Annotated in this window: 19 protein-coding genes and 1 tRNA gene; 17 read left to right on the top strand and 3 right to left on the bottom strand. The window is 26.7% G+C overall.

Translation table 11 applies throughout. The features are described from left to right. Nucleotides 1-402: 402 nt before the first annotated feature. Nucleotides 403-1,578: a THUMP domain-containing class I SAM-dependent RNA methyltransferase gene (locus tag RDY08_RS01800; protein ID WP_307905433.1), complete on the top strand. Its 1,176-nt coding sequence runs from the start codon at nt 403-405 to the stop codon at nt 1,576-1,578. A gap of 212 nt (nt 1,579-1,790) precedes the next feature. Continuing rightward, complete coding sequence (locus RDY08_RS01805; protein ID WP_307904718.1) at nt 1,791-2,780, top strand: hypothetical protein; 990 nt, start codon at nt 1,791-1,793, stop codon at nt 2,778-2,780. Between the two features lie 132 nt (nt 2,781-2,912). Here the strand turns inward: RDY08_RS01805 and RDY08_RS01810 are convergent, their stop codons facing one another. Continuing rightward, nucleotides 2,913-3,995, bottom strand: a complete 1,083-nt coding sequence (locus RDY08_RS01810) for a leucine-rich repeat domain-containing protein (protein WP_307904719.1) — start codon at nt 3,993-3,995, stop codon at nt 2,913-2,915. 752 nt (nt 3,996-4,747) lie between these two features. Here RDY08_RS01810 and RDY08_RS01815 point away from each other — a divergent pair. The 15 genes from RDY08_RS01815 (at nt 4,748) to RDY08_RS01885 (ending at nt 22,734) form a co-directional block, all read left to right on the top strand. After that, nucleotides 4,748-10,081 carry a glycosyl hydrolase family 18 protein gene (locus tag RDY08_RS01815; RefSeq protein WP_307904720.1) on the top strand — a complete coding sequence of 1,778 codons (5,334 nt, stop codon included), beginning with the start codon at nt 4,748-4,750 and terminating at the stop codon, nt 10,079-10,081. Nucleotides 10,082-10,245: 164 nt separating this feature from the next. Beyond that, the gene (locus tag RDY08_RS01820; protein WP_307904721.1) at nt 10,246-10,746 is read left to right on the top strand and encodes a hypothetical protein; all 501 of its coding nucleotides are present in this window, start codon (nt 10,246-10,248) and stop codon (nt 10,744-10,746) included. A gap of 14 nt (nt 10,747-10,760) precedes the next feature. Further along, complete coding sequence (gene gspE / locus RDY08_RS01825; protein WP_307904722.1) at nt 10,761-12,236, top strand: type II secretion system ATPase GspE; 1,476 nt, start codon at nt 10,761-10,763, stop codon at nt 12,234-12,236. A 127-nt stretch (nt 12,237-12,363) separates the two neighbouring features. Further along, entirely contained in the window at nt 12,364-13,569 is a 1,206-nt protein-coding gene (locus RDY08_RS01830) for a type II secretion system F family protein (RefSeq protein ID WP_307904723.1), read from the top strand. A 52-nt stretch (nt 13,570-13,621) separates the two neighbouring features. Then, nucleotides 13,622-14,044: a type II secretion system major pseudopilin GspG gene (gene gspG / locus RDY08_RS01835; RefSeq protein ID WP_307904724.1), complete on the top strand. Its 423-nt coding sequence runs from the start codon at nt 13,622-13,624 to the stop codon at nt 14,042-14,044. Further along, complete coding sequence (locus tag RDY08_RS01840) at nt 14,004-14,465, top strand: pilus assembly FimT family protein (RefSeq protein ID WP_307904725.1); 462 nt, start codon at nt 14,004-14,006, stop codon at nt 14,463-14,465. Before gspG ends, RDY08_RS01840 begins: the two co-directional genes overlap by 41 nt. After that, nucleotides 14,458-14,808, top strand: a complete 351-nt coding sequence (locus tag RDY08_RS01845; protein ID WP_307904726.1) for a type IV pilus modification PilV family protein — start codon at nt 14,458-14,460, stop codon at nt 14,806-14,808. The genes RDY08_RS01840 and RDY08_RS01845 overlap by 8 nt, the downstream gene beginning before the upstream one ends. Then, the gene (locus RDY08_RS01850; RefSeq protein ID WP_307904727.1) at nt 14,798-15,331 is read left to right on the top strand and encodes a PulJ/GspJ family protein; all 534 of its coding nucleotides are present in this window, start codon (nt 14,798-14,800) and stop codon (nt 15,329-15,331) included. The genes RDY08_RS01845 and RDY08_RS01850 overlap by 11 nt, the downstream gene beginning before the upstream one ends. A gap of 15 nt (nt 15,332-15,346) precedes the next feature. Beyond that, nucleotides 15,347-16,531 carry a hypothetical protein gene (locus RDY08_RS01855; RefSeq protein WP_307904728.1) on the top strand — a complete coding sequence of 395 codons (1,185 nt, stop codon included), beginning with the start codon at nt 15,347-15,349 and terminating at the stop codon, nt 16,529-16,531. After that, nucleotides 16,515-17,057, top strand: coding sequence for a GspMb/PilO family protein (locus RDY08_RS01860; protein WP_307904729.1), 543 nt, complete (start codon nt 16,515-16,517; stop codon nt 17,055-17,057). Before RDY08_RS01855 ends, RDY08_RS01860 begins: the two co-directional genes overlap by 17 nt. Nucleotides 17,058-17,119: 62 nt before the next feature. Continuing rightward, on the top strand, nt 17,120-18,880 hold the full coding sequence (locus RDY08_RS01865) for a secretin GspD/PilQ domain-containing protein (protein WP_307904730.1): 1,761 nt from the start codon (nt 17,120-17,122) through the stop codon (nt 18,878-18,880). Nucleotides 18,881-19,217: 337 nt separating this feature from the next. Then, nucleotides 19,218-19,292: transfer RNA gene (locus RDY08_RS01870), tRNA-Glu, on the top strand. 28 nt (nt 19,293-19,320) lie between these two features. Next, complete coding sequence (locus tag RDY08_RS01875) at nt 19,321-20,169, top strand: RluA family pseudouridine synthase (RefSeq protein ID WP_307904731.1); 849 nt, start codon at nt 19,321-19,323, stop codon at nt 20,167-20,169. Between the two features lie 253 nt (nt 20,170-20,422). After that, nucleotides 20,423-21,436, top strand: coding sequence for a type I glyceraldehyde-3-phosphate dehydrogenase (gene gap / locus RDY08_RS01880; RefSeq protein WP_307904732.1), 1,014 nt, complete (start codon nt 20,423-20,425; stop codon nt 21,434-21,436). A 98-nt stretch (nt 21,437-21,534) separates the two neighbouring features. Beyond that, nucleotides 21,535-22,734, top strand: a complete 1,200-nt coding sequence (locus RDY08_RS01885; RefSeq protein WP_307904733.1) for a phosphoglycerate kinase — start codon at nt 21,535-21,537, stop codon at nt 22,732-22,734. A gap of 218 nt (nt 22,735-22,952) precedes the next feature. Here RDY08_RS01885 and RDY08_RS01890 read toward each other — a convergent pair whose 3' ends face one another. Both RDY08_RS01890 and RDY08_RS01895 read right to left on the bottom strand, forming a co-directional pair. Then, nucleotides 22,953-24,236, bottom strand: a complete 1,284-nt coding sequence (locus RDY08_RS01890) for a porin family protein (RefSeq protein ID WP_307904734.1) — start codon at nt 24,234-24,236, stop codon at nt 22,953-22,955. 1 nt (nt 24,237) lies between these two features. After that, on the bottom strand, nt 24,238-25,083 hold the full coding sequence (locus RDY08_RS01895) for a hypothetical protein (RefSeq protein ID WP_307904735.1): 846 nt from the start codon (nt 25,081-25,083) through the stop codon (nt 24,238-24,240). Nucleotides 25,084-25,515 lie beyond the last annotated feature (432 nt).

The raw sequence follows: 25,515 nt of genomic DNA on the forward strand, positions 1-25,515 counted from the left end.
CGTATTTTAAAGCAAAATGGGAATGTTATTTTTAAGTCATTCCTTGATAAAATTATTGTCTAAATAATTGTGATTTTATATAAAGTATAGGTAAAATTAATTTACCTATACTTTTTTTATGTTTGTAGGAAAGTATAAATTTATTCAGAAAATAATCTACGCCATTTTTTGAAATATGCGATTTTTCAAGGCTAAATTTTTTAGAAGCCAAAAATTTTGAAAAATATTTATGTTCTACCAGATGAAGCGTAGCTTATTTTTTTATTATGGATAAAATATTTAAAAAAATAAGATTTTGAAACCTTTTTTTACAAAAACTTTATATCTATACTTTTTATATAAATACATGTTATAATTAAGAGAAATTAAAACATACAGGAGATGAATAATATTATGGAAAAAATAACACTTATAGCATCAACAACAATGGGTCTTGAGAGTATTGTTGCTCAAGAACTAAAGAAATTAGGTTATAAAGATATAAATACATTAAATGGAAAAGTTGAATTTACTGGAACATATAGAGATATTTGTAAAGGGAATATTAATTTAAGATGTGCAGATAGATTATATGTGAAAATGGGAGAATTTAAAGCTACAACACAAACTGAACTTTTTGATGGAATAAAAAATATTGGTTGGGAAAAAATTATGCCTATAGATGCAAATTTTCCAATAAGTTGGATTAGTACAGTAAAATCTGAATTAAATAGTGAAAGAAAATCCCAAGCTTCAATAAAAAAAGCAATAGCTACTAGATTAGAAGAAAAATATAAAACAACAGAGCTTTTAGAAAGAGGAGCTAAATATGCTGTGAAAGTTCAGATAAATAAAAATAATGTAGTAGTTATGATTGATACAAGTGGAGAAGGATTAAATAAAAGAGGATATAGAGCTATTAATAATCTAGCTTCAATAAAAGAAACACTAGCAGCAGGATTAGTGCTTATAGCAAGATGGGATGGCTATAAACCACTAATAGATCCTACTTGTGGGACAGGGACTATATTAATAGAGGCCGCTATGATAGCAAGAAATATTGCACCTGGAGCGAATAGAAAATTTGAATCAGAAAAGTGGGATGTAATTCCAAGTGAATTTTGGATAGAAGAAAGAGATGAGGCTTATTCCAGAGAAGATAACGATAAAAAAATAGAAATATATGGTTCCGATATTGATGGAGAAATAATTAAAGTAGCAAAAGAAAATGCTAAATTAGCAGGAGTAGAAGATGATATAGTATTTGAACAAAGACATCTATTAGAAGTAGAAAATTATATTAAAGCAGAAAAAGGGACAATAATATGTAATCCACCATATGGTGAGAGAATGGGTGAAAAAGAGGATGCTATAAAAACAACTAGAATTTTAGGAGATGTCTGTAGGAGATTTCCTAAATGGAATTATTATGTAATAAGTTCATTAGGAGCAGATAGACATAAAAATGGAATAAAATTTGAAGAAATTTTTGGACAAAAATTTGATAAAAACAGAAAATTATATAATGGTGGCATAATGTGTTATTATTATCAATTTTTTGGAAATAGAAAGAATGTTTTTGTTAAAAATAGATTATAATTTTTAAAAAGGGACTAATTATATTCTATTTTATAATAGATTAATTATCAATTGTTATTTTTGTATTGTAAAATAATCAGAAAATTTTAGCCACCAATCTACATTAATATACACCAATAATCAATCACGAATTAATGCTGTTTTTTAAGGCAAAATTTTTCATAAGCCGAAAATATTGGAAATTATTATATATATACATAAGGAGATTTTAAATGAAAAGAAATAGAGGATATATATTAATATTAATTTTATGGATAATTGTTATTTCTAATATTATATTTTTATCTATGTATAATTCTATTTTGTTGGAAAATAAAATATCTTTAAATTATATGAATAAAAAAGAGAATAATCAAATTTTTTTATCAGGTTTAAATTATGCTATAGCAATTCTAAAATCAGATGATAATAATTTTGATTCTTTAAATGAAAAATGGGCAAAAAAAAAGAGGTTAAACTATTCTGAGTATTCATATGATGTATCTATTTCAGATCTTTCTAAGATTAATATTAATTATACTAATGTTAATATATTAAAAAATTTGAAATTTTGGAAAAAAGAGAGTTCAAAAAAACTGAAAGACAACAGGTTCTTAAAAAATAGTTATGAGATAAGTATGCTTTTTCCTAAAAACTTTAATTTTTTTACTATTTATGGGGAGTTTAATATTAATTTTGATTCTTTGGAATCTTTAAAGTTACTGCTAAAAAAACTAAAACTAAATGAAATGGATATTAAATATGCTATTACTTTAATTAGTAAAAATAGAAGCAATAGCAATATAAAAGATTTAAAAGAGCTAAGAAAAATTTTAAAACCACTTCATTTAAGTGATTCTTTTTATGAAAAATTTGAAAAGTTTATAACTTTTTCTGGAAATTTTAATATTAATACTATTTCAAAAGAAAATTTTGAACTATTATTTAAAAGTAATGCGTTATTACCTCTTTCATCATATAAAAATAAAATATGGGATTTTAAATTGAATAACTCTATAGAAAAAATAAAAGATTTTGATAATAAATTTATAGTTCCGATTAAATATATTAATTTATTAGAATCTGTTTTTTCAGTTAGAACAAAATACTATTTAGTAAAAATTAATTACAATAATAATATTGCAACTGCTGTTTTGAGAAAAAAGAAAATTAAGGATAAAGAGTATGAAATATCTATTTTAAATTATTATCAGGAAAAATAATATATTTTTAATGTTTATCCTCATTATTATATGAATTGTTAATTTTATAATAAGTGAAGAGCTTTTTTTTAATTAAATTTAACTTTGTTTATTAAAACTAAAAAAGATGGCATTATTGCCATCTTTTTTAGTTTATTTTTTTTGTATAAATGGAATATTATTATCTTTTGCATATGTTTCTGCATAAGAACCTGCAAAACTTTTTATTGTTATATTTGGATTCCTTTCGAAAGCCCAAAAGCCAATAGAAGTAACAGAATTTCCCATAGTAACGTTAGTTAATTGGTTATCAGAAAAAGCTGAATATTTAATAGAAGTAACAGAGTTTCCAATATTAACGCTAGTTAATTTATTATTTGAAAAAACTTCTTCGTCAATAGAAGTAACAGAACTTCCAATAGTAACACTGGTTAATTGGTTGTGATAAAAAGCTTTTTTTCCAATAGAAGTAACAGAATTTCCTATAATAACATTTATTAATTGATTATTAGAAAAAGCAGCTTTTCCAATAGAAATAACTGAATCTGGTATATTAACACTAGTTAATTGATTGTGATAAAAAGCAGAATCTCCAATAGAAACAACTGAATTAGGAATAATAATATTATGTAATTGGTTATAATAAAAAGCTCCTTTTCCAATAGAAGTAACAGAATTTCCAATAAAAACATTAGTTAATTGATTATTAGAAAAAGCTTCTTTTCCAATAGAAATAACTGAATCTGGTATATTAACACTGGTTAATTTCTTATCAAAAAAAGCTAAATTTCCAATAGAAGTAACAGGAATACCATCTATTTTATTAGGAATAAAAATTGATGTATCAGTTCCAATATATTCTGTTATAGTAATTTTATTGTTGTTATTTTCATATTTAAACTCCTTGCTATCGGTAGCTTTTAAATATTGAATATCAAAAGAGGTAGTTTTACTATTAAAATTAATAGTTAAAGTTTGTTTTCCAAGAATATCAGAATGAAAACCAGTAATATTATTATTAGTAATATTAATAACTTTAGTTGTTTTATCAGAATAAACTCCAGTAACCTCCAATCCACTAAGATTTAATTGTTCTCCTTGAAGATAATTAAGTTTATTAGCAGGATGTGTAATCGTAATTTCATTTAAAGAATCCTTTTTGATTTGTGTGTTTTTAGAAAATCCTGTAAATATGAACGAACTTAAAATAGCTAATACTGTAAAAATTTTTTTCATTTTTGCACTCTCCCTATGATGTTTTAGATTTTAAAATTTTTTTAAAATTAATTTAAAAAAATTTTAGAAAGATATTATACACTATTTTTTAATATTTTAAAAGATAAAAAATATTTTTTTTTAGTCATAAATAATAATAAAAACAACAACTACTTCGCTTTAGGTTAGAGCATAGATTAACCTTAGAAGATAAAAAAATAACCAGTATCTTGTTGACAAAACAGAAAAAAAGAGATATACTACTAGAAGTGGTATATACAATATAATGATAAGTGAACATATTCTGTGAATGCGAAATTTCAAATTAAATTAAAAAAACAAAATTAATATAAAAAATAGAATGAAAGATTATTTTAGAATTCAATTACATAAAGGATAGTTTTATACTTTTTTCAAAAATTAGATTAATAAAATTATAATTTTGGAGTCTATTCATATTATATAATAATTTTTTAGAGAGATAAAAGAGTAGCTTTGGAAAGTCAAAGCTCTCCGAATACTTTTTAAAAATAATAAAGTAAAAAAGATTTCTCTGGAGAGTTAGAGGAGAAATTGGAGGTGATTATAGTGCGGCAATTCTAACTATATATAGGAAATTTAGGAATGGCTTAAAAATAATCTTCTGATTTTATTATAAAATACGCAACGATTTAAGCGTTTTTATAACAAAATACAATAAACTTATTTTTTAAACGTTCCTTAAAATGTTAGATGCTTTATAAGGGTATGTAAGAAAAAAAGGAGGGAAAAGAATGAGTAGATGTTGGAAAGAGTTGGTGAAACTATTATTGTTTACAATTATAATAGTACCAATAACAGCTCAAAATGGAACTGTTTCAGACGTTAAAAATGATGGTATGCAGAGAAGAATTATAGGGTATTTTTCAGAGTGGCGACCTAATGATTACACAGTAGCGGATATACCATGGGGAAAAATTACCCATATAAATTATGCTTTTGCAAAAGTAAATTCAGAAACTAATAAAATAGATTTTTGTAATAAAAAAGATGCTATAGAATTAGATTTTCCAGGGCAAGATTTAACATTGCCATACAAAGGACATTTTAATTTATTGACAGTTTATAAAAGAAAGTATCCTAAAGTAAAAACTTTAATATCGGTAGGAGGTTGGGCAGCTGCAAAAGGATTTTATACAATGAGTGAAACAGAATTAGGAAGAGAAACTTTTGCAGATAGTGCAGTAGAATTTATAAGAAAATATGGATTTGATGGAGTTGATATTGATTATGAATATCCAACAGCAACTGTTGGAGCTGGAAATCCAGATGATTTTGATGTAGCAGAACCAAGAAGAAAAACTTTATATCAAGATTATGTTAAGTTAATGAAAGTGTTGAGAGAAAAGCTTGATGTTGCAGGTCAAAATGATAATAAACATTACTTATTGACAATTGCAGCTCCTGCATCATCTTGGATTTTAGGTGGAATGGGATTAGGAGATTATGCTCAATATTTAGATTTTATAAATATAATGAGTTATGATTTTCATGGTTCTTGGAATGGATATGTAGGGAATAATTCAGCTCTATTACCAGATGATAGAGATCTAGAAACAAAACCATTAGGGACTCCAGTTTTAAATATAGATTGGTCATATAGATATTTTAGAGGTGTAGTACCACCATCAAAAATAAATATAGGAATACCTTATTATACTCGTGGTTGGAAAAATGTTCAAGGTGGTATAGATGGGCATGGATTATATGGAACTGCTAAATTAGGCTCAGGAGGAGATGGAGCTGTAGGAATAGACAATGTTTGGCATGACTTTGATAAAGATGGTAAAGAGCTGCCAGGTGGTGGAAATCCTTTATGGCATGTTAAAAATCTATTAGCAGGAAGACATGATTTTAGTTATATTGATCATCCTGTATTTGGAGGATTTGATCCGAATTATCAAGGAAATTACATTAGGTATTGGGATGATGTATCAAAAGTTCCATATGTGTGGAATGATGCGAAAAAAGTATTCTTATCATTTGAAGATGAGCAGTCTTTAAAAGAAAAAATCAACTATATCATTAATAAAGGTCTCGGTGGAATGATGATATGGGAGCTTGCAGGGGATTTTTCTAAAAAGGCAGATGGAGAATATTATATTGGAGATACAATGACATCTCTTGCTTATAATATGTTGAAAAATGCTCCAGCTCCAGATAATAGAATGTATACAATAGATATGCCTCAAAAAATAATGAATTTTGAAATTAAATTTTCATATAAATATGATCATCCAAATGCAACTTATGAGTTTTCTATTGTAAATCATACAGATAAAACAATAGATAAGGGTTGGGTTTTAGAATTTAATATGCCTACAACAACTACAATGAGTGAAGGAACTTGGAGTGGGTTAAAAGTAAAAGAGATTGGAAGAGGATATGATTATGTTAGATACAGAGTTATTGGAGATGCTTGGGGGACAGAGATTCAACCTAATGGTACATATACATTTACAGGTATGTCAAAACTTTGTTTTGCAGGAGGACCAAAAGCTGTAACATTAAACGGCTTTGCTTCAAGTTACGAAATTACAATAAAAGATACAGATGGAGATGGTTTATCTGATAATATAGAAGCAAAATTAGGAACAGATCCTAAGAAAAAAGATACAGATGGAGATGGATATACAGATAAAGAGGAATATGATAATGGAACTAATTCATTAGATCCAAATGATCCTAAATATTTTAATGTAACAATTTTATCAGTTGATGATAATGGAAATAGAATTGGAAAAGCACAATATGAAATTAAATCAGGAGAAAAATTTACTGTAAATGCATTATCTATTATTACAGATCCTAGTTTGAGTTTTGTAAAATGGGATAATAATTCAACTAATTCAGAAAGAGAAATTACAGTATTAAAAAATACAACATTAACAGCTACATTTAAAACAGTGATAATAAATTATATTAATATTATTACAGAAGCCCACGATAGGAATGGAAATGTAATAGGAACAGTTACTAAAAAAGTTAAAGCTAACGAAACAGTAAAAATAGATATAAAAGATTTAAAAATAAATTCAGAGTATAGTTTTATAAAATGGGAAGATGGAACATTATCAAGTATAAGAGATGTTAAATCTGACAAAGATTTGAAAATTGTTGTTTTATTTAAAAAATCTGATTCAGGAAATAGTGGGAATAATAATAAAAAAAGAATAGTAGCTTATTTTCCAGAATGGGGAATATATTCTGGGCATAATAATTATACACCAGCAGATATACCGTGGGATAAAGTTACTCATATAAATTATGCTTTTGCAACAATAAAAAATGGAGAAATAGCAGTATTTGATGATTGGGCAGCAACAGGAGTAAGTTTAGGAGAAGCTTGGGATTCACCTTATAAAGGGTGTCTAGGTCAATTTAAAAAGCTAAAGAAACTACATCCTAAAACAAAAACTATGATTTCAATAGGAGGATGGTCTCAATCTGCAAATTTCCATTTTGTAGCAGCAACAGCAGAATCAAGGGAAAAGTTTGCAGATAGTGTTGTGAAATTTATAAGAAAATGGGATTTTGATGGTGTAGATATTGATTGGGAATATCCAACATTTAAAAGAGAACCAGATAAAACTGATAATCCTAACGATCAAGGTACACCATATGCAGATGATACTGAAAAAGAGACATTTACTCTATTGTTGAAGAGCTTGAGGACAACTTTAGATAAAGCTGGATTAACAGATAATAAGCATTATGAATTATCTGCAGCAGTTGGATGTGGAAAAGATAAAATAGAGAAAACTGAACCTGCTAAATATTCTAAATATTTAGATTTTATAAATATAATGACATATGATATTCATGGTGCTTGGGATAAAGTTACAGGACATCAATCTCCATTATATGCAAATCTATATGCACCATACAGTGATTTAATAAAACAATATTATAATGTAGATGCTTCTATGAATCTTTTTGCAGGGTATGGAATACCAAAGAGTAAATTATTAGTTGGCTCTCCATATTATTCTAGAGGGTGGAAAGGTGTAAAAGATGATGGTCCAATAGATAGTTTGCCTGGATTATATGCAACTGCAACAGGAGGAGCAAAAGGGACTTGGGATGGAGGAGTGCCAGGAGGAATGAATCCATTTTATTATATAAAATCAACATTAGAAAAAGATAATTCATTTAAAAAATACAGAGATCCTTGGACAAAAATGCCTTATTTATATAGCAAATCAAAAGGGGAAATGTATACATATGAAGATGAAGAATCTTTGCAGACAAGAGTAGATTATGTAAAAGATAATGGGTATGGTGGAATAATTTTCTGGGAGCTATCAGGAGATTATCCATCTAAAGGAGGAACAACTCTTACAGATATAATTTATAATGGATTTAAAGATAATACACCAGTAGAAAAAGTAAAAATAATAGTGAAAACATCAATAGATGGAGTTTTAAGTGTAGTAAAAAGTGAAGATGTAATAAAAAATTCTGATTATGTTATAGATGCAGGGAAATTATCAGACATGGAATTTATAAAATGGGAAGATAATTCAACAAATGCAGTTAGAACATTAAAAGCGGATAGTGATAAAGAGTTGATAGCATATTATAAAAAAGTAGTTGTACCTGAAAAAGTAAAATTAACATTAAAGGCAATAGATGAAAAAGGAACACTATTAAAAACAGAAACAGTAGATGTAGTAAAAGATGCAGATTATACAGCAGATGCAAAACAACTGTCTGATTTAGAATTTGTAAAATGGTCAGATGGAGAAACATCTGCAGTTAGAGTAATAAAAGTATCTTCGGATATGGTATTGACAGCTGAATTTAAAAAAGTAGAAAATAATACAAATTATCCAGCTTGGGATTCTAATACAATATATTTAAAAGATGATAAAGTGGTACATAATGAAAAAATATGGCAGGCAAAATGGTGGAATAAAGGCAATGAGCCAGGAACAACACAATGGGGACCTTGGGAAGATTTAGGAGAAGCCTCAAATAATGGAGGAGATTCTGGGAATACAGGAGGAAATACAGGAGGAAATACAGCTACTATTCCTTGGCCAACAACTGTAGGAGAAAAAGTGATTTTTACAGATAAAGAGATAAAAGCAACATTTGGAGAAATTTCTCCAAACACATATCCTGATAAAGTTGGAGAAAAAGTACAAGAGTTAATGAGCAAAAGTGAATATGAAAATATTTTTCCATATAGATATGGTTCTACTAAATGGAATGAATTTAATAATAAATCAGAACAAGAATATTATTCATATGAAAATTTAATAAGTGCTTTAAAAGAGTTATCAAGATTTATGTTAAGAGTAGAAACTAAAAAATATACTAACAGAGTATTTAGATTGGATAAAATAACTAAAGAGGTTACTTTATTAAAAGAAGATAAAGACTTTAATGGAGATTGGCTTCAAAATGTAAATCCAATAATAGATACAGCGGATTATGGTAAATTTTTGAATGAGGGTACAATGGAGGAGAGAAAAAGAGATTTAGCTGCATTTTTAGCAAATATATCTCATGAAACAACAGGTGGTTGGAAAACTGCACCAGGAGGACCTCAATCTTGGGGATTATATTATAAAGAAGAGATGAATCATGACGATAATAGTGTTGGTGGATATGTAGCAGCAAGTGAAGAATATCCAGCACAAGATGGGCAGTCTTATCACGGAAGAGGACCTATTCAACTTAGTTATAATTATAACTATGGATATATGAGTCAAATAATATATGGAGATAAAATGGTTCTTTTGAAAAATCCAAAACTTGTATCTCATAATGGAAAATTAGGATTTATGACAGGTATATGGTTTTGGATGACACCACAAAATCCTAAACCATCTTGTCATGATGTAATGGTGGGGAATTGGATTCCTACAGCAGAAGATTTAGCTGAAAATAGAAAACCTGGTTTTGGAGTTACTATAAATGTGATAAATGGAGGACTTGAAGCAGGAAAGCCTCATGATTCAAGAGTAGATGATAGAATAGCATTTTATGAAAAAATAACAGAAGCTTTAGGAGTTACTCCTGGAGATAATATAGACTGTTATACTCAAAAAAGATTTTGAAAAATCAGATTATTCTTTAGCTGTCGGATATTCCGGCAGCTTTTTGAATAAATCATGAAAGTGTAAAAATATTTAGAAAAAAGTTGAAAATATGTTATAGAAATGGTAAAATTATATGGAAATAAAACATAAAAACTAAATGTGAATAGAATGAGGTGAAGGCCATGAATAAATCCCAAATAAGAAAAATGAAAAAATACATATATATATTTATCTTACTTAGCATTTTAAATTTGATTATAGAGCTATCACCAATTAACAAAAGTAATGTATTAGATATAAAAAAAACTAAAGAAAATATAAAAAAAATTAAAAAAAAATTAGAAAATAAAACCGAAAATTTCAATATAAAAGCCATAAATATAAGTAGTGATAAAATTTTAATAAAAGATATAAAAAAAATAAAAGAAAATAATTTCTTTTTAAAAAGCACAAATATTAAAAATAAAAAAGAAGTACAAGAAGAATTAAAATTACCTCTAGATTTACTTGCAATATCAGAACAAGGAGATAAAAGTAAAATATTAGTTAGATATATGGGGCAAACATATATTTTAGGTGAAGGGGAAAAAATAGCTTCAAGATATAAAGTTAAAAAAATATCTGGAGACAAAGTTATATTTGAATATAACAATAGTGAATATATTATAAAATTTGAAAAATAATAAGGGTGGATAATATGAATGATATAGAAACTAAAATGGATAACGTTAAAAAAAAATATAAAATAATTTATAAAAATAGCGAAAATGGGCTAAATTTTTTTGCGACAGAAAAATTATCATTGGAAATTTTAGATGATTTAGAAACATATTTAGAGGAAAAAGTTAATATTGAAATTATATCCAAAAATGATATGAAAAAATATATGGAAGAGTATTCAAATGAACATAAAGCAGAAACAGAAGAAATTATTAGTGATTTAGGAAAAGAATATTTACAAAAATATAAAAATATAAATATAGATACAGAAATAGAAGATTTAGAAGAATTGGCAAAAGAAGCGCCAATAATAAATTTAGTGAATACAATAATAACAGAAGCTGTAAAAAAAGGTGCAAGTGATATACATATAGAGCCGTTTGATAATAATGTAAATGTAAGGTATAGAGTAGATGGAGTATTACACCAAGAAACAACCCTGCCAAATAGTCTTACTCCTGCAATTACAACAAGAATAAAAATAATGTCAAATTTAGATATTGCAGAAAAAAGATTACCACAAGATGGAAGAATTAGAATAAAAGTTATGGGAAAAGAGATAGATATAAGGGTAGCAATAATTCCAACGTTGCATGGAGAAAACTCCATTTTAAGGTTATTGGATAAAACTGCACTATCATTAAGTATAGAAAGTATTGGGTTTACAGATGAAAACAAAGAAAAATTTATGGATTTGATAAAAAATAGTAGTGGAATTATATTAGTTACAGGTCCTACAGGAAGCGGAAAAACTACAACACTATATTCTACATTAAGTCATCTAAATACAACAGAAAAAAAGATAATAACAATAGAAGATCCAATAGAATATCAATTAAAAGGAATTAATCAAATACAAGTTAAGCCAGAAATAGGTTTTACATTTGCAAAAGGGTTAAGGTCAGTATTAAGGCAAGATCCAGATATAATAATGGTGGGAGAAATAAGAGATTTAGAAACAGCAAAAATAGCTACACAAGCGGCATTAACTGGACATTTAGTATTTGCAACATTACATACTAATGATGCAGTTGGAGCAGTAGCAAGGTTAATTGATATTGGAGTAGAGGATTACCTTGTAGCTTCTTCTTTAAAAGGGGTAATTTCTCAAAGATTAGTGAGAAAACTTTGTGAAACTTGTAAAGAAGAATATATTCCAGATGAAATAGAGTTAAAAGGATATAAAAAAATTATAAATAAAGATGATAAAGTGTATAAAGCAAAAGGGTGTGAATTATGCAATGAATTAGGTTATAGCGGAAGAACTGGAATACATGAAGTTTTAGTTTTAAATGACAACATAAGAGAAACTATAACAAATTTTAATGGAGTTATGGATATAAAAAAAGCTGCAATAGCTAGTGGAATGAAAGATTTGACAGAAGATGGATTAGAAAAAGTAAAAGAGGGAATAACAACAATAGATGAAGTTATGCGTGTAACTAAAAGTTAAATTATATTAAGAACGGATTAAAAATAAGCTTCTTATTTTGTTATAAAACAGGAAAAATTCAAGTAATTTTATAACAAAATATAAAAAAAATTATTTTTTAAACGTTCATAAGACAGGGGGATTTTTTATGCCACTATACAAATATAAGGCAATAGAAAAAGATAGTGGAAAGAATGTAGAGGGTGAAATAGAAGGAAATAACGAATCTGATTTGATAAAAAAATTAGAATTAAGTGGAAAATATGTTTTTGAATTAAATGAAAAAACAGAACAGAAAATAGAAAGTAATGGAATTTCATTAGGAAGAGAAAAAGAGGTTATATTTTTTACTCAGCAAATGTCAGATTTATTAAATGCAGGGGTTCAATTAGGAGAAGCTTTAAAAATTATAAATTCATTAGTAAAAAAAGGAAAAATAAAACCAATAATTTCAGATGTTTATGAAAATATGAAACAAGGAGAAACACTTTCAGATTCATTAGAAAAGTACCCTTCATATTTTGGAAAAAGTTATACAAATATGGTTAGAGCAGGAGAAGAAGGTGGCTTTGTAGGAGTTACATTTCAAAGAATTTTGCAAGGTATGGAGGAAGGCAGGCAATTAAGAAGTTTTGTTATTTCTAGTCTAATATATCCTGCAGTATTAATGATTGTGTCTATTTTTGCAGCTATAATTATGTTAGTTTATATTTTACCTAAATTTATGAGAATATATAGTAACTATGGAAAGGCATTACCTGCCTCTACAAAAATGCTTTTGAATATAAGTTACTTTTTTCAGCATTATGGTATTTATTTATTAGCTGGAATAGTTGGGGTAATAATAGGCGGAATATTTTACTATAAGAATAGTGCTGGTAAAAAAATATTAGATAAACTTTTATTAAATATCCCTATAATAGGACAACTATATATATTTATTGCAGTATCAAATGTTATAAAGTCAATAGCAACAATGTTAGAAAGTGGAGTTCCTTTATTAAAATCATTAGAAGTTGCTAAATATATAACTCCAAATGTAATACTGCAAAGAGAAATTGAAAATATAAAAAATGAAGTAACAAAAGGAACTAATTTATCAGATTCAATAAAAGAATCAAAATATTTTCCAGAAATAGTTTATTATATGGTTGCAATTGGAGAAAGAACAGGGAAATTGTCAGAAATGTTGTTAAAAACCTCAACAAACTTTGATAAGAAAATAAAAGGAAATATGGAAATTTTTGTAAAAACTTTTGAGCCTGTATTAATTGTTGTAATGGGTATTTTTGTAGGATTTATGGTATTTGCAATGCTACTTCCAATATTAAGTATAAATGATATGGGAATGTAGAATAAAAGAGTTAAAATTTTAAATATATTTCTAAAAAAGAGGAGGAAGAAAAGTGGGGAATAAAAAAGAAAATGGATTTACGTTGATTGAAATAATAATTGTGGTAGTAATAATTGGATTTTTAGCAGCAACAATAGGGCCTAATCTGTTTAACCGAGTTTCGCAAGCAGAAAAAACTACAAGCGAAAATCAATTAAAAATAATAGGGTTATCTTTAGATAACTATAGATTGGATAATAAAAGATATCCTTCAACTGAACAAGGTTTAATAGCATTAATAGAAAAACCAATAACATATCCTTTACCTAAAAATTGGAATGGACCTTATCTTGAAAAAAAAGAGATTCCAAAAGATGCTTGGGGTAATGAGTATAAATATGTTTCTCCTGGTTATAATAATAAAAATAGTTATGATTTATGGTCTTTAGGAGCTGATGGAGAAGATGGAACAGCAGATGATATTAAAAACTGGTAAAGAAAATGGATTTACACTATTAGAAATAGTAGTAGTGATTATAGTTTTAGGATTTTTAATGGGAGTTATGTTGCCTACACTTAGTAAAATAGCTGATTCAACAGAAGAAAGAGCTTTTGAACAAGGAGTTATAAATATTTTTATGCAGGCTAGAGGAAATGCTGTAATACAAAATGAAACAAATAAAATTCAAATTGGAACTAAGACAATAGAGAGTAAGTTAAACTCCAAATTTTTAAATAAATTAAATAGTGAAATAAAAAAAATAAATTCAGATAAAAAAGAGGTTCTTTTTTATTCAGATGGAACAAGTTCTGGTTTGAATATAGAGATTTTTTTGTTGTCTAATAGAAAAATATTAATAAAAATAGATGAAATCACAGGAAAAGTCATGGTTGAAGGAGATACTCAAAATGATTAAAAAAAGTAAGGGATTTACTTTAATTGAAGTTTTGATTGCAGTAATAATTTTAGGAGTAGCATTTCCTACTTTAATAGAGGGTCTTATCTCAATTGTAAATAGTTTTCAAAAAAATAGAGAATATACTAAATTTTATATTTTTGAAGAAAATAAATTAAATGAATTTGAAGCAGGAATAGAAATATCTGACCACGGAGAAAAAGTAATTGATGATATAGAATATAGATGGTGGATATTGCAAGAGATAAAAGAAAATAACCAAAAGAAAATAGTTATAAATATACAAAAACAAGGAGATAATAAAAAATATAGTTTAGAAAGAGAAATCAATTATGAGAAATAAGGGATTTACATTATTAGAAATAATTATAGCAGTAGTCATTACAGGAATTGTAATGGGTACAGCATTTAGCTTTTTTAAAATAAATTTTTCTACTTGGAATAAAATAGAAAATTCAGAAAATCAAGAAATTAGAGTTTTTGATTCTAAATTTAGAGCAGATATAAAAAATATGTATTATTTGAATATTATGAATGAAAATCCATTTAAAGGTGATTACAATAAAGTTGAATTTTATAAACAAGATATAAATGGAGATGTTATAAAAATAGAATATTCTTATAATGAATTAAATAGTAGTATTGAAAGAGAAAAATTGAAAAATGGAGTTTCCATTAAAAAAAATATTTTTTTTAATGGAAAAGTAGGAAAATCTATAAAAATATTTTATTTTGATAAATTTTGGAAAGATAAGTGGGATTATAAAGAGGAAATGAAATTCCCTGTGAGTATAAAAATTGTATTTGAAGAAAATAAGGAACAACTAGAAATTATAGAAAATATTCTTCTTAATCGAAAATATTGAAAAGGGGAAAAGGTTATGAAAAATAAAGCATTTATAGAAATAGGAAAAGATAATATAAGGGTAATAAATAAAGAAGGCGCTAAACAAGCTAGCTGGAACGAGGTATCAAAATGGATATTTAAAAATAATTATCAAGAAATAGATATAATAATTTCTCCAGAAAAAGTTTTCGTGAAATCATTAGAGCTGCCATCTAAATTAAGTGGGAAAATAGAAAATTTAATAAAGTTAAAAGTTATTAATGAATTGCCCTTAAAAGAGAAGGATGTATATTATACATATTCTACTAGAAAAATTAATAAAAAAAATATAGAAGTTGCGGTTTTTATAATTGAAAAAGCTTTCATAGATAATATAAATAGTTTTTTTGAGGAAAGAAATGTAAAAATAAAATCTATTTTGCCATTAAACCTTTTGGGATATAATTATTACTTAAATAATTATAATAATAAATTAAGATTATATGCAGATGTTGCAGAAAAGTATATTCAATTTTACTTTTTTTATGAAAAAAAAGCTTTTTTTAGAAAATCAATTAGGATAGATGAGTATGAATTAGAATGTAAAAAAACAATAAAATATATAAAAGAAAAATTTGGCATAGAAAAAAATATAGAGATAATAAAAGGGAATATAGATATAAAATATTATAAATATTTTGATATTTCCAAGAAAAAATCTGAAAATTCTATTTTTAATACTAAAGGAGTAGAGTCAGTAAAGAAAAAAGAACTGAAAAAAATATATGTTTTAATATTTATTATGATTATAATAAATATTTTGACATTTTCATTAAAAATATACAAAAAGAAATTATATTTAAAAGAAATTACTAAAATCAATGATAGTTTACAACCTATTGTAAAAAATATAGAAACAATAAAAAAAGAGTATAATGAAAAACTTGTTAAAGAAGAAAAGTTTAAAAATAAACTAAAAGATAAAAGTAGTTCTTATTTAAAATGGATAAAGGAGATAGGAGACAAATTACCTAAAGGAACAGTTATAGATCAAGTGATTTTTAAAGATAATAGATTAGCACTTTTATCAGGAAAAGCAGTGTCAGCAACAGAAGTAATGAGAAAAATGGAAAAGTCTAAAAAGTTTAAAAATTTAAAATTTATAGGAAGTATTGTAAGTTCTAGAGGGCAAGAACTATTCAAAATAGAGGGTGATTTAGCTGATGAAAAAACTGAATAAAAATGAAAAGATTTTATTGATTTTAGCTATAATTATTATTGGGGGAACAAGTTTATTTAAATGGGGGATAATTCCAATAATTAATTATAGTAAAAATTCAAATAAAAAAACTTTAAAATTAGAAGAAAAAATAAAAGAAAATATATTTTTGGCAAAAAATTTTAGTAGATATAAAAAAGCATTAGAAGAGGAAAATATAGAAATAGATAGATATAAAAATAAATTTTTTGAAGAAAAACCTGCATTGGCACAACTTGAATTATTAAATAATTTGCAGAGTGAAGTTAAAAAAGTTCATTTGATAATATTAAATAAAAATGTATGGTATTCTAAAGAAAATAATAGTATATATTGTAAATTGAATTTAGAAGGGAGTTATCAAAAAGTAATAGAATTTTTAGGGAATTTAAAGAATAACAGGCCTAAAATTTTTATAGAACAACTGGATATGAAAAAAAAGTTTAGAAGTAATAGATTAAATGTAAATATGGTAGTAAGGGGATTTTTAGAAAATTTCGAAAAATAGGATTTTTAAGCCGTTCTTAAATAGGGAGATTATTAATAAAAAATAAAAAAATGGAGGAAAATATGAAGGGGAAATTTAAATGGATATTGGTTTTATTTATTGTTTTATCTGCGATTTCATTTAGTGCAGGAAAAAAAATAAAATTAAGTGTAAGGGGAGCAGAGATAAAAGATGTATTGATAATGCTAACACAGCAAAGTGGAATAAATGTAGTTCCAGATAGGACAGTAACTGGAAGAGTAACTATAAATTTAGAGAATGTAAATATAGCAGAAGCTTTTAAAGTGCTAAATAAAGTTTATGGATATAAATTTGATAAAATAGGCGATAACACTTATATGGTTACTAAAAAAAATATAAATGCAGGAAAAAAAGAGATAAAAATTAAACATGGATTAATATCATTTAATATACAAAATTCAGATATAAGAGAGGTGTTAAATGATATTTCACAAAAATCAGGAATAAACATTATAATGGAAGGTTCTGTAAATGGGAAAATATCAGGTAGTGTAAAAGATGTAGATATAGAAGATGGACTTACAGCATTGCTGCAAGCAAATGGATTTTCTCTTATGAAAGATAATAATATTTATAGAGTTTTAAATAGACGCTCTATAAATAGTAGAAAGAATAAAATGAATATATCAATTGTAAATAATAAAATATCAATAGATGTAGAAAATGAGAGTATTGTAAAAATCTTAAGAGAAATAGGTAGACTTAGTAATTTAAATATGATAATTGTTGGTGGAGGAGTAGAAACGATTAATGTCAAACTGCACGATATATCAGTACAAGATTCAATAGAAACTATTTTGAGTGGAACAAGTTATACTTATAGTCAAAATGAAGATGGGACATATATAATAGGAAGAAAAAATATTGGAAGTGCATCATATGCAATGTTTACAAGGACAGAATTAATACCATTACAATATGTCCACGCAGAAAAAATACCTACAATGCTGCCAAATAATTTTCCTGTATCGAATATAAAAGTTATCTCAGAACAAAATGCAATTTTAGCAACGGGAACAGATAAAGAATTAAAAAGATTAAAAGGGTATTTAAAAGAGTTAGATAAAAAAGCACCACAAATATCAGTAGAAGCATTAGTTATAGAAATTTCTCATAATAATAATAATTCTTCAAAGTTAGAATTGCAAGGATTTTACGGAGATGAAAAAAATATTTTGGCTAATAGCTCTACAGGTGACTTTAGATATTTGAGTTTAACTAAAGTGTCAAATCAATTTTATAGCGAAATAAAACTATTAGTTCAAAAAGGAGAAGCAAGAATAAAAGCAAGTCCTAGTATAACTACATTAAATGGAGAAAAAGCTACAATTAATGTAGGTACAGTTCAATATTATAAAGTAACTACATTAGATGAAAACGGAAAAGAAAAAAATGACTATAAAAGTGTAGATGCTGGAGTTAGCCTTAATGTGACACCTTGGATTACAAGTTCTGGAGAGATAAATTTAAAAATAAATCCAACTATAAGTAACATAGGAGCTTCACCAGCAGAAGGACCGCCAAGTGTTAGTAAAAGAGAAGCAAATACAGTAGTTAGAATAAAAGATGGAGGAACAATAGTTATAGGAGGGCTTACACAAAATGTAGTATCGAATAAAGTTTCAGGAGTACCTTTTATAAGTGATATTCCTTTGCTAGGAGAACTATTTAAATCAAGAACAAAGGACTTAAATCAAATAGAATTAATAATATATATAACTCCTAAGATATTAAAAAATGCAAGTGAAAGAGAAGCAAAAAACAGTATGAAAGAAATGATTAAAAAAGTAGAAAATAAATAATTTGATTCTTTAGAAACGGCTTAAAAAATCTTATCATTTTATTTTAAAAGGCTCAAGGTTCTTTTATGAAAATCACATAAAAAAACTATGCCCAACGTATGCAATGATTCAAGCGTTTTTATAATAAAATATATAAAATTACTTTTTAAACGTTATTTAGGAACGATTTAAAAACAATTTAAATATTACTAAAAATGAGTTAAAGCTTTTATTATTATAAAACTAATATTTCACATAAAAACTATTATAGAACAGAAGTGCTACTGAAAAGATACATTTTATAACTAGTTTTTAGTTGACAAAATTATAAAAATTTGATAATATATTTTAGGAACTTGGCGATATCGTCTAGTGGTTAAGACAGATGGTTCTCAGCCTTCAAACCGGGGTTCGATTCCCCGTATCGCTACCATTTTTAGAGAATATATATGAGAGGTGTCATGAAAAAATACTTTGTGAAAAAAGATTATAAAGGGTATGCTGTTTTTGATTACTTAAAAGAAGTAGAAGGGTTTTCATCAAGACTTTTGAGAAATGCAAAAGTGTATGTAAATAAAAAAAATGCAAAACCGAACAAAAAATTAAGATATAGAGATTCTATATGGGTTTTGGAAAAAGAAAAAAGTACGAATATAAAACCTATAAAGTTAAATCTTGATATAGCTTACGAAGATAATGAGCTTTTAATAGTAAATAAAGAACCATTTTTAATAACACATCCAACTCTAAAAAAAGTTGATATTACACTAGCTAATGGAATAGTATATTACTTTAAAAATAAAAACATAAATATGGTGCCAAGATTTTACAACAGATTAGATATGAATACAAGTGGATTAATAATTATTGCTAAGTCTGGTTTTGCACAGGGATTTTTGCAAAATAGGGGAGAAGTAAAAAAATATTATGTTACTGTAGTCAAAGGAATAATAAATGAAGATGAATTTACAATAGAAAAAAATATAGGAGTTTCAGAAGGTGGAATAAAAAGAGAAATTAATGAAAATGGTCAGTATGCAAAAACTGTTTTTAAAGTTTTAAATAGAAATATTGAAAAAGATGTAACTTTAGTTGAAGCACAACTGTTTACAGGAAGAACGCATCAAATTAGAGTTCATTTAAGCTCAATAGGTCATCCTATATTAGGAGATACATTATATGGTGGAGAAGATTTAAGAGTTAAAAGACAACTTTTACATAGTTATAAAGCTATTTTTATAAATCCAGAAACAAAAGCTATCCAAAAAATAGAAAGTAACTTTCCAGAAGATATAAAAAAGTTTATTTGACAAACTATTAAAAATAGAGTACTCTTATAAAAGAACATTAAAAAAATAATTTTTTCATAATTTGTCATAAATTAAGATAAAATTATTTTTGAAATATTTTTAAGTATTAAGGAACGGCTTAAAAATAACCTTCTGATTTTGTTTTAAAATACGCAATGGTTTAAGCGTTTTTATAACAAAAAATGAGAAATTTATTTTTTAAACGTTCTTAAGCATTAAAAGATACATAAAATTCTAAGGAGGTATGTGTAAGATGGCAGTTAAAGTAGCGATTAATGGTTTTGGAAGAATTGGGAGACTTGCATTTAGATTAATGTTTGGAGAAGCTGATTATGAAATCGTAGCAATAAACGATTTAACAGATCCTGGAACATTAGCACATTTATTGAAGTATGATACAGCACAAGGAAATTATAAAATTGATACAGTAAAAGCTGAAGGAGATAGCGTAGTTGTAGATGGTAAAGCTATTAAAATATATTCAGAAAGAAATCCAGAGGATTTACCTTGGGGAAAATTAGGAGTAGATGTAGTATTAGAATGTACAGGTTTCTTTGTTTCTGAAGAAGGAGCTGGAAAACATATAAAAGCAGGAGCTAAAAAAGTTGTAATTTCTGCACCAGCAAAAGGAAATTTAAAAACTGTAGTATATAATGTAAATCATGATATATTAGATGGAACAGAAACAATTGTTAGTGGAGCTTCTTGTACAACTAACTGTTTAGCACCAGTAGCAAAAGTATTAAATGATACATTTGGAATAGAAAAAGGATTTATGACAACAGTTCATTCATATACAAATGACCAAACAACTTTGGATAGACCACATCCAAAAGGAATTAACTCAAGAAGAGGAAGAGCAGCAGCAGCTAACATTATACCAACTTCAACAGGAGCAGCAGTAGCAGTTGGATTAGTAATACCTGAAATAAAAGGGAAATTAGATGGAATTGCTATGAGAGTTCCTACTGTAACAGGATCAGTTGTTGATTTAGTTGTAGAATTAAAAAAAGATGCTACTGTAGAATCAATTAATGCAGCAATGAAAGCAGCAGCTAATGAAACTTTAAGATATACAGAAGATCCAATTGTTTCAAGTGATGTAATTGGTTCAAATAATGGTTCAATATTTGATGCATTATTAACTAAAGAAATAGCAGTAGATGGTAAAAAAATGTTTAAATTAGTAAGTTGGTATGATAATGAAATGTCTTACACAGCTCAATTAGTAAGAACAGTAAAATATTTTGCAGGATTAAGCAAATAAGAGATTAAGTAAATAAATTTTAGGGCGGGGCTTTCGAGTTCCGCCGTTTTAATAGGGAGAATTTATAATATAAAAAAAATAAATTAGGAGGGAATAAAATGGCTAAAAAAACAGTTAGAGATATTGAAGTAAAAGGTAAAAAAGTTTTAATGAGAGTTGATTTTAATGTTCCTATAAAAGATGGAGTTATTACTGATGATACAAGAATAAAAGCTGCTTTAAGCACAATAAACTATGTGATAGATAATGGAGGAAAAGCTATATTAATGTCACATTTAGGAAGAGTAAAAACAGAAGATGATAAAGCAAGCAAAACTTTAGCACCAATAGCTAAGAGATTAGAAGAATTATTAGGTAAAACAGTTAATTTTGTATCAGAAACAAGAGGAGAAAAAGTTGAAAATGCAGTAGCTTCTTTAAAAGATGGAGAAGTTATGATGATAGAAAATACAAGATTTGAAGATATAGATGGTAAAAAAGAATCTAAAAATGATCCTGAATTAGGTAAATATTGGGCATCTTTAGCAGATGTATTTGTAATAGATGCATTTGGTACAGCACATAGATCTCATGCTTCTAATGTAGGAGTAGCTTCTAATATAGAAGCAGTAGCAGGATTTTTAATGGAAAAAGAGATAAAATTCATTGGTGGAGTAGTAGAAAATCCTCAAAAACCACTAGTTGCAATATTAGGTGGAGCAAAAGTATCAGATAAAATAGGAGTTATAGAAAGTCTTATAGAAAAAGCTGATAAAATAATAATCGGTGGAGGAATGATGTTTACATTCCTAAAAGCACTTGGTAAAAATATAGGAAGTTCATTATTAGAAGCTGATAAAGTAGAATTAGCAACTTCATTAATGGAAAAAGCTAAAGCTAAAGGTGTAGAACTTATTTTACCAGTTGATACAGTAGTAGCAAAAGAATTTAAAAATGATACAGAATTTAAAACAGTTTCTGTAGATGCTGTAGAAGATGGTTGGATGGGATTAGATATAGGTGCAGATTCTGTAAAATTATTTGCAGAAGCATTAAAAGGTGTTAAAACAGTAGTTTGGAATGGACCAATGGGTGTATTTGAAATGGAAAATTATGCAAAAGGAACAATAGGAATATGTAAAGCTATTGCTGGATTGGATGAAGCAATAACAATAATAGGTGGAGGAGATTCAGCAGCAGCAGCAGAACAACTTGGTTATGCTGATGACTTCAGTCATATTTCTACAGGTGGTGGAGCTTCTTTAGAATATTTAGAAGGTAAAGAACTTCCTGGAATAGCAGCAATATCAGAAAAATAAAAGAAAGAAAGAATAAAAAAAAGAAGCGACGATTATAAAAAATCGTCGCTTTTATTTTTGCTAATGAAAATAATTGTAGAGTTTTAGCCACCAATTTACACTAATATACACCAATAATTAATTACAAATTTTTTATTCATCAGTGTCTGTATTTATCCAATGGTTTCAAATAATTTTTTTTTAATATCTTTTTAGTTAATTTGAATAAATCATAAAATTTAAAATCTTAAAGTAAAAGATAATGCTTGCATATGATTTGGTTTTACTCCAACATGTGGAGAAAGTTCCTCTGTAAAATCAGCATATTCAAATTCGACATCATTTAAAATCCATAGCGGTAATAATACTACTTTTAAGAATAATGGAGCTCTTTCCATAAATCTAAGAGGTTGAACATAAAATCCATAAGTTCCATATCCTTGATTGATTCCAGCACGTAATTTTAAATTTATAGAGTGAGGAAACATAGATATTTCACTACCTAAATGTAGTTTTTTATAAATATTAGTATCATCTTCGCCATCATTATTCATATCTTTATTTAATAAATTTTCAACTTCTCCAGATAACTGAAGCCATTTAGAAGGTTTTATAGAGATACCAGCTCTTAAATTTGGAGTTACAGTATGCTCTCCAATATAATATGTAACATAGTTTCCACTGTTTGTAGGATGACCATTTATATTGACTTCTTCTGAGTCACGCCATGTATCAACTTTTGTATATGCATCTTGTAGTGCAAATCCAAGTTTAAATTTATCATTACCAATTAATCCACCGAAATCAAGTCCAAATCCTTCATTTTTAGTAGCTCCAAGTAGTGAAAACATTGCTTTACTGTCATTGACGTTTTGAGCACTTATTAATTTATTAGATGTTAATTTGCTATCAAAATTAATATAATTAAGATATCTAATTGATGCTCCGAAACTAAATGGACCTATTTTGGTAGCGATACCAATGGGAGCTTCAACATTTAAAGACATATTAGCAATAACTGTGGGATTTACAGGATTTACAATAGCTAATTTATTTATATTAGAATAAGCGAAAAGTCCTATTCCAAAATTTTTGTTAATAAGTCCTGTGAAGTCTCCGAAATATCCATTTAAACTTAAATTATTTATTTCAGATTGTTTATCTTTCAAATATTTAAATTGGTCAGAATCATCAACTTTTCCATCGTTATTCCAATCATTATCTTCAAAAGAACCATCTGAAATATCATTTGATACATCTATCATTGTACCTATAACATCTTTTCCTTCATCATTCATCCCTACAGCAAGACCAAAAAGAGAAAATTTATATCTATCTATATAATTTAACATAGCTGGATTATATAGTAATACAGACTCATCAGAAGCAGATGTTACATAAGTATTTCCCATTCCCATTCCTCTAATATTTTTATAATATTGAATAGAAATCTCATCAACGCTATTTGCAGCAAAAATATTAAAAGAAGTTACAATTAAAAAGAATATTAATATTTTTTTCATTTTAATAGACCTCCTTTCCAGTTAGGATTTTACTTATTTTATCTAAATCATCTGAAGTAAAATTGTTTGGTATCTTTTTTAATTGAGTATTTATTTTTCTTAAAATATCTAAGACTTCAACAGCATCACTAGAGTCTAAAGCGACAGCAAGATAATTAATAGTAGAATTTAAAGAGGTAATTATTTCATCTTTATGGACATTCCAATTATTAATTATTGATGCGTTGAAATCAGAACTATCAATTTCCGAATCTCCATTAGTATCTAGAGCGTTTAGAATGATAATTACTGTGTTTAATCCATAAGTAATACCTGCTGTTTGATATGTAGATTTTAAGTTGTCTCTTTCTTCTGGAGACAAAATTTCTGGACTAGGCAAACCTTTTTTAAAAGCTTCCATTGCATATTTAAGATCTGAACTGTTAATTCCATTAACAATATTAATTAAAGTAGAACTATTATTATCTGAAGTACCCCTTTTTATAGCAGTATTTGGAGTTGTAGAGTTTAGTTGATATATTTTATCTAATATATCAAGTGCACTAACACCACCTTGTCCAAGATAACTTTCAGCTTTAATTGTTTGGAATTTAATATATTCATTTCTTTCAGCTGTTTCAGTATCAGAAAAATCATTAACACTATTTTTACCTTGTTCTTCATAACTTCTAATTACAACATCTGCATTTTTAATAGCGGTAGCATAGTCTCCACTATTTAACCCTTCTTCTGCCTCATACTTTGATTGTGAAACAGCTTCTTGAGAATTTGCATCAACTTTATCTAAAGTTGAGAATATATTAGTTTCACAACCAGAAAAAATAAGTAAAGAAATTCCCACCAGCATTCCAATAAACTTCTTTTTCATTATTATCTACCTCCTTATGATTTGAAATATACATTAATCTTACCACACATTAACAAAATAAAAAGTAATACAAGTCACAACATAGTAAATTTTATTTAGGAATGTTTAAAAAATAATTTTCTCATATTTTGTTATAAAAATGCTTGAAACGTTGCATGCGTTGGGCGTAGTTTTTTATGTGGTTTTCATAAAAGAACCTTGAGCCTTTTAAAACAAAACAGATAAGTTATTTTTAAGCCATTCCTTAGTAGTTACTGGTGATGTAAACTACAAAATTTACCTCTTCATTAATGTATATACCAAATAAAAAAAAATTTCCTTTAAATTTTTTAAAAAAAAAAGAAGGAAATAAAAAAAAGTTTCGAATACTAAATATGGTGATGTGAATTACAGTTTTTTTATTGGGCTTAT

Origin of the sequence: Haliovirga abyssi, from assembly GCF_030295325.1 — a bacterium.
GTDB lineage: Bacteria > Fusobacteriota > Fusobacteriia > Fusobacteriales > Haliovirgaceae > Haliovirga > Haliovirga abyssi.

Coding starts and splice junctions, on each gene's coding strand:
- RDY08_RS01890 (WP_307904734.1), bottom strand. CDS start 24,236: ATGAAAAAAATATTAATATTCTTTTTAATTGTAACTTCTTTTAATATT.
- RDY08_RS01845 (WP_307904726.1), top strand. CDS start 14,458: ATGATTAAAAAAAGTAAGGGATTTACTTTAATTGAAGTTTTGATTGCA.
- RDY08_RS01840 (WP_307904725.1), top strand. CDS start 14,004: ATGGAGAAGATGGAACAGCAGATGATATTAAAAACTGGTAAAGAAAAT.
- RDY08_RS01805 (WP_307904718.1), top strand. CDS start 1,791: ATGAAAAGAAATAGAGGATATATATTAATATTAATTTTATGGATAATT.
- RDY08_RS01810 (WP_307904719.1), bottom strand. CDS start 3,995: ATGAAAAAAATTTTTACAGTATTAGCTATTTTAAGTTCGTTCATATTT.
- RDY08_RS01815 (WP_307904720.1), top strand. CDS start 4,748: ATGAGTAGATGTTGGAAAGAGTTGGTGAAACTATTATTGTTTACAATT.
- RDY08_RS01855 (WP_307904728.1), top strand. CDS start 15,347: ATGAAAAATAAAGCATTTATAGAAATAGGAAAAGATAATATAAGGGTA.
- gap (WP_307904732.1), top strand. CDS start 20,423: ATGGCAGTTAAAGTAGCGATTAATGGTTTTGGAAGAATTGGGAGACTT.
- RDY08_RS01850 (WP_307904727.1), top strand. CDS start 14,798: ATGAGAAATAAGGGATTTACATTATTAGAAATAATTATAGCAGTAGTC.
- RDY08_RS01830 (WP_307904723.1), top strand. CDS start 12,364: ATGCCACTATACAAATATAAGGCAATAGAAAAAGATAGTGGAAAGAAT.
- RDY08_RS01875 (WP_307904731.1), top strand. CDS start 19,321: ATGAAAAAATACTTTGTGAAAAAAGATTATAAAGGGTATGCTGTTTTT.
- RDY08_RS01860 (WP_307904729.1), top strand. CDS start 16,515: ATGAAAAAACTGAATAAAAATGAAAAGATTTTATTGATTTTAGCTATA.
- RDY08_RS01895 (WP_307904735.1), bottom strand. CDS start 25,083: ATGCTGGTGGGAATTTCTTTACTTATTTTTTCTGGTTGTGAAACTAAT.
- RDY08_RS01865 (WP_307904730.1), top strand. CDS start 17,120: ATGAAGGGGAAATTTAAATGGATATTGGTTTTATTTATTGTTTTATCT.
- gspE (WP_307904722.1), top strand. CDS start 10,761: ATGAATGATATAGAAACTAAAATGGATAACGTTAAAAAAAAATATAAA.
- RDY08_RS01885 (WP_307904733.1), top strand. CDS start 21,535: ATGGCTAAAAAAACAGTTAGAGATATTGAAGTAAAAGGTAAAAAAGTT.
- RDY08_RS01820 (WP_307904721.1), top strand. CDS start 10,246: ATGAATAAATCCCAAATAAGAAAAATGAAAAAATACATATATATATTT.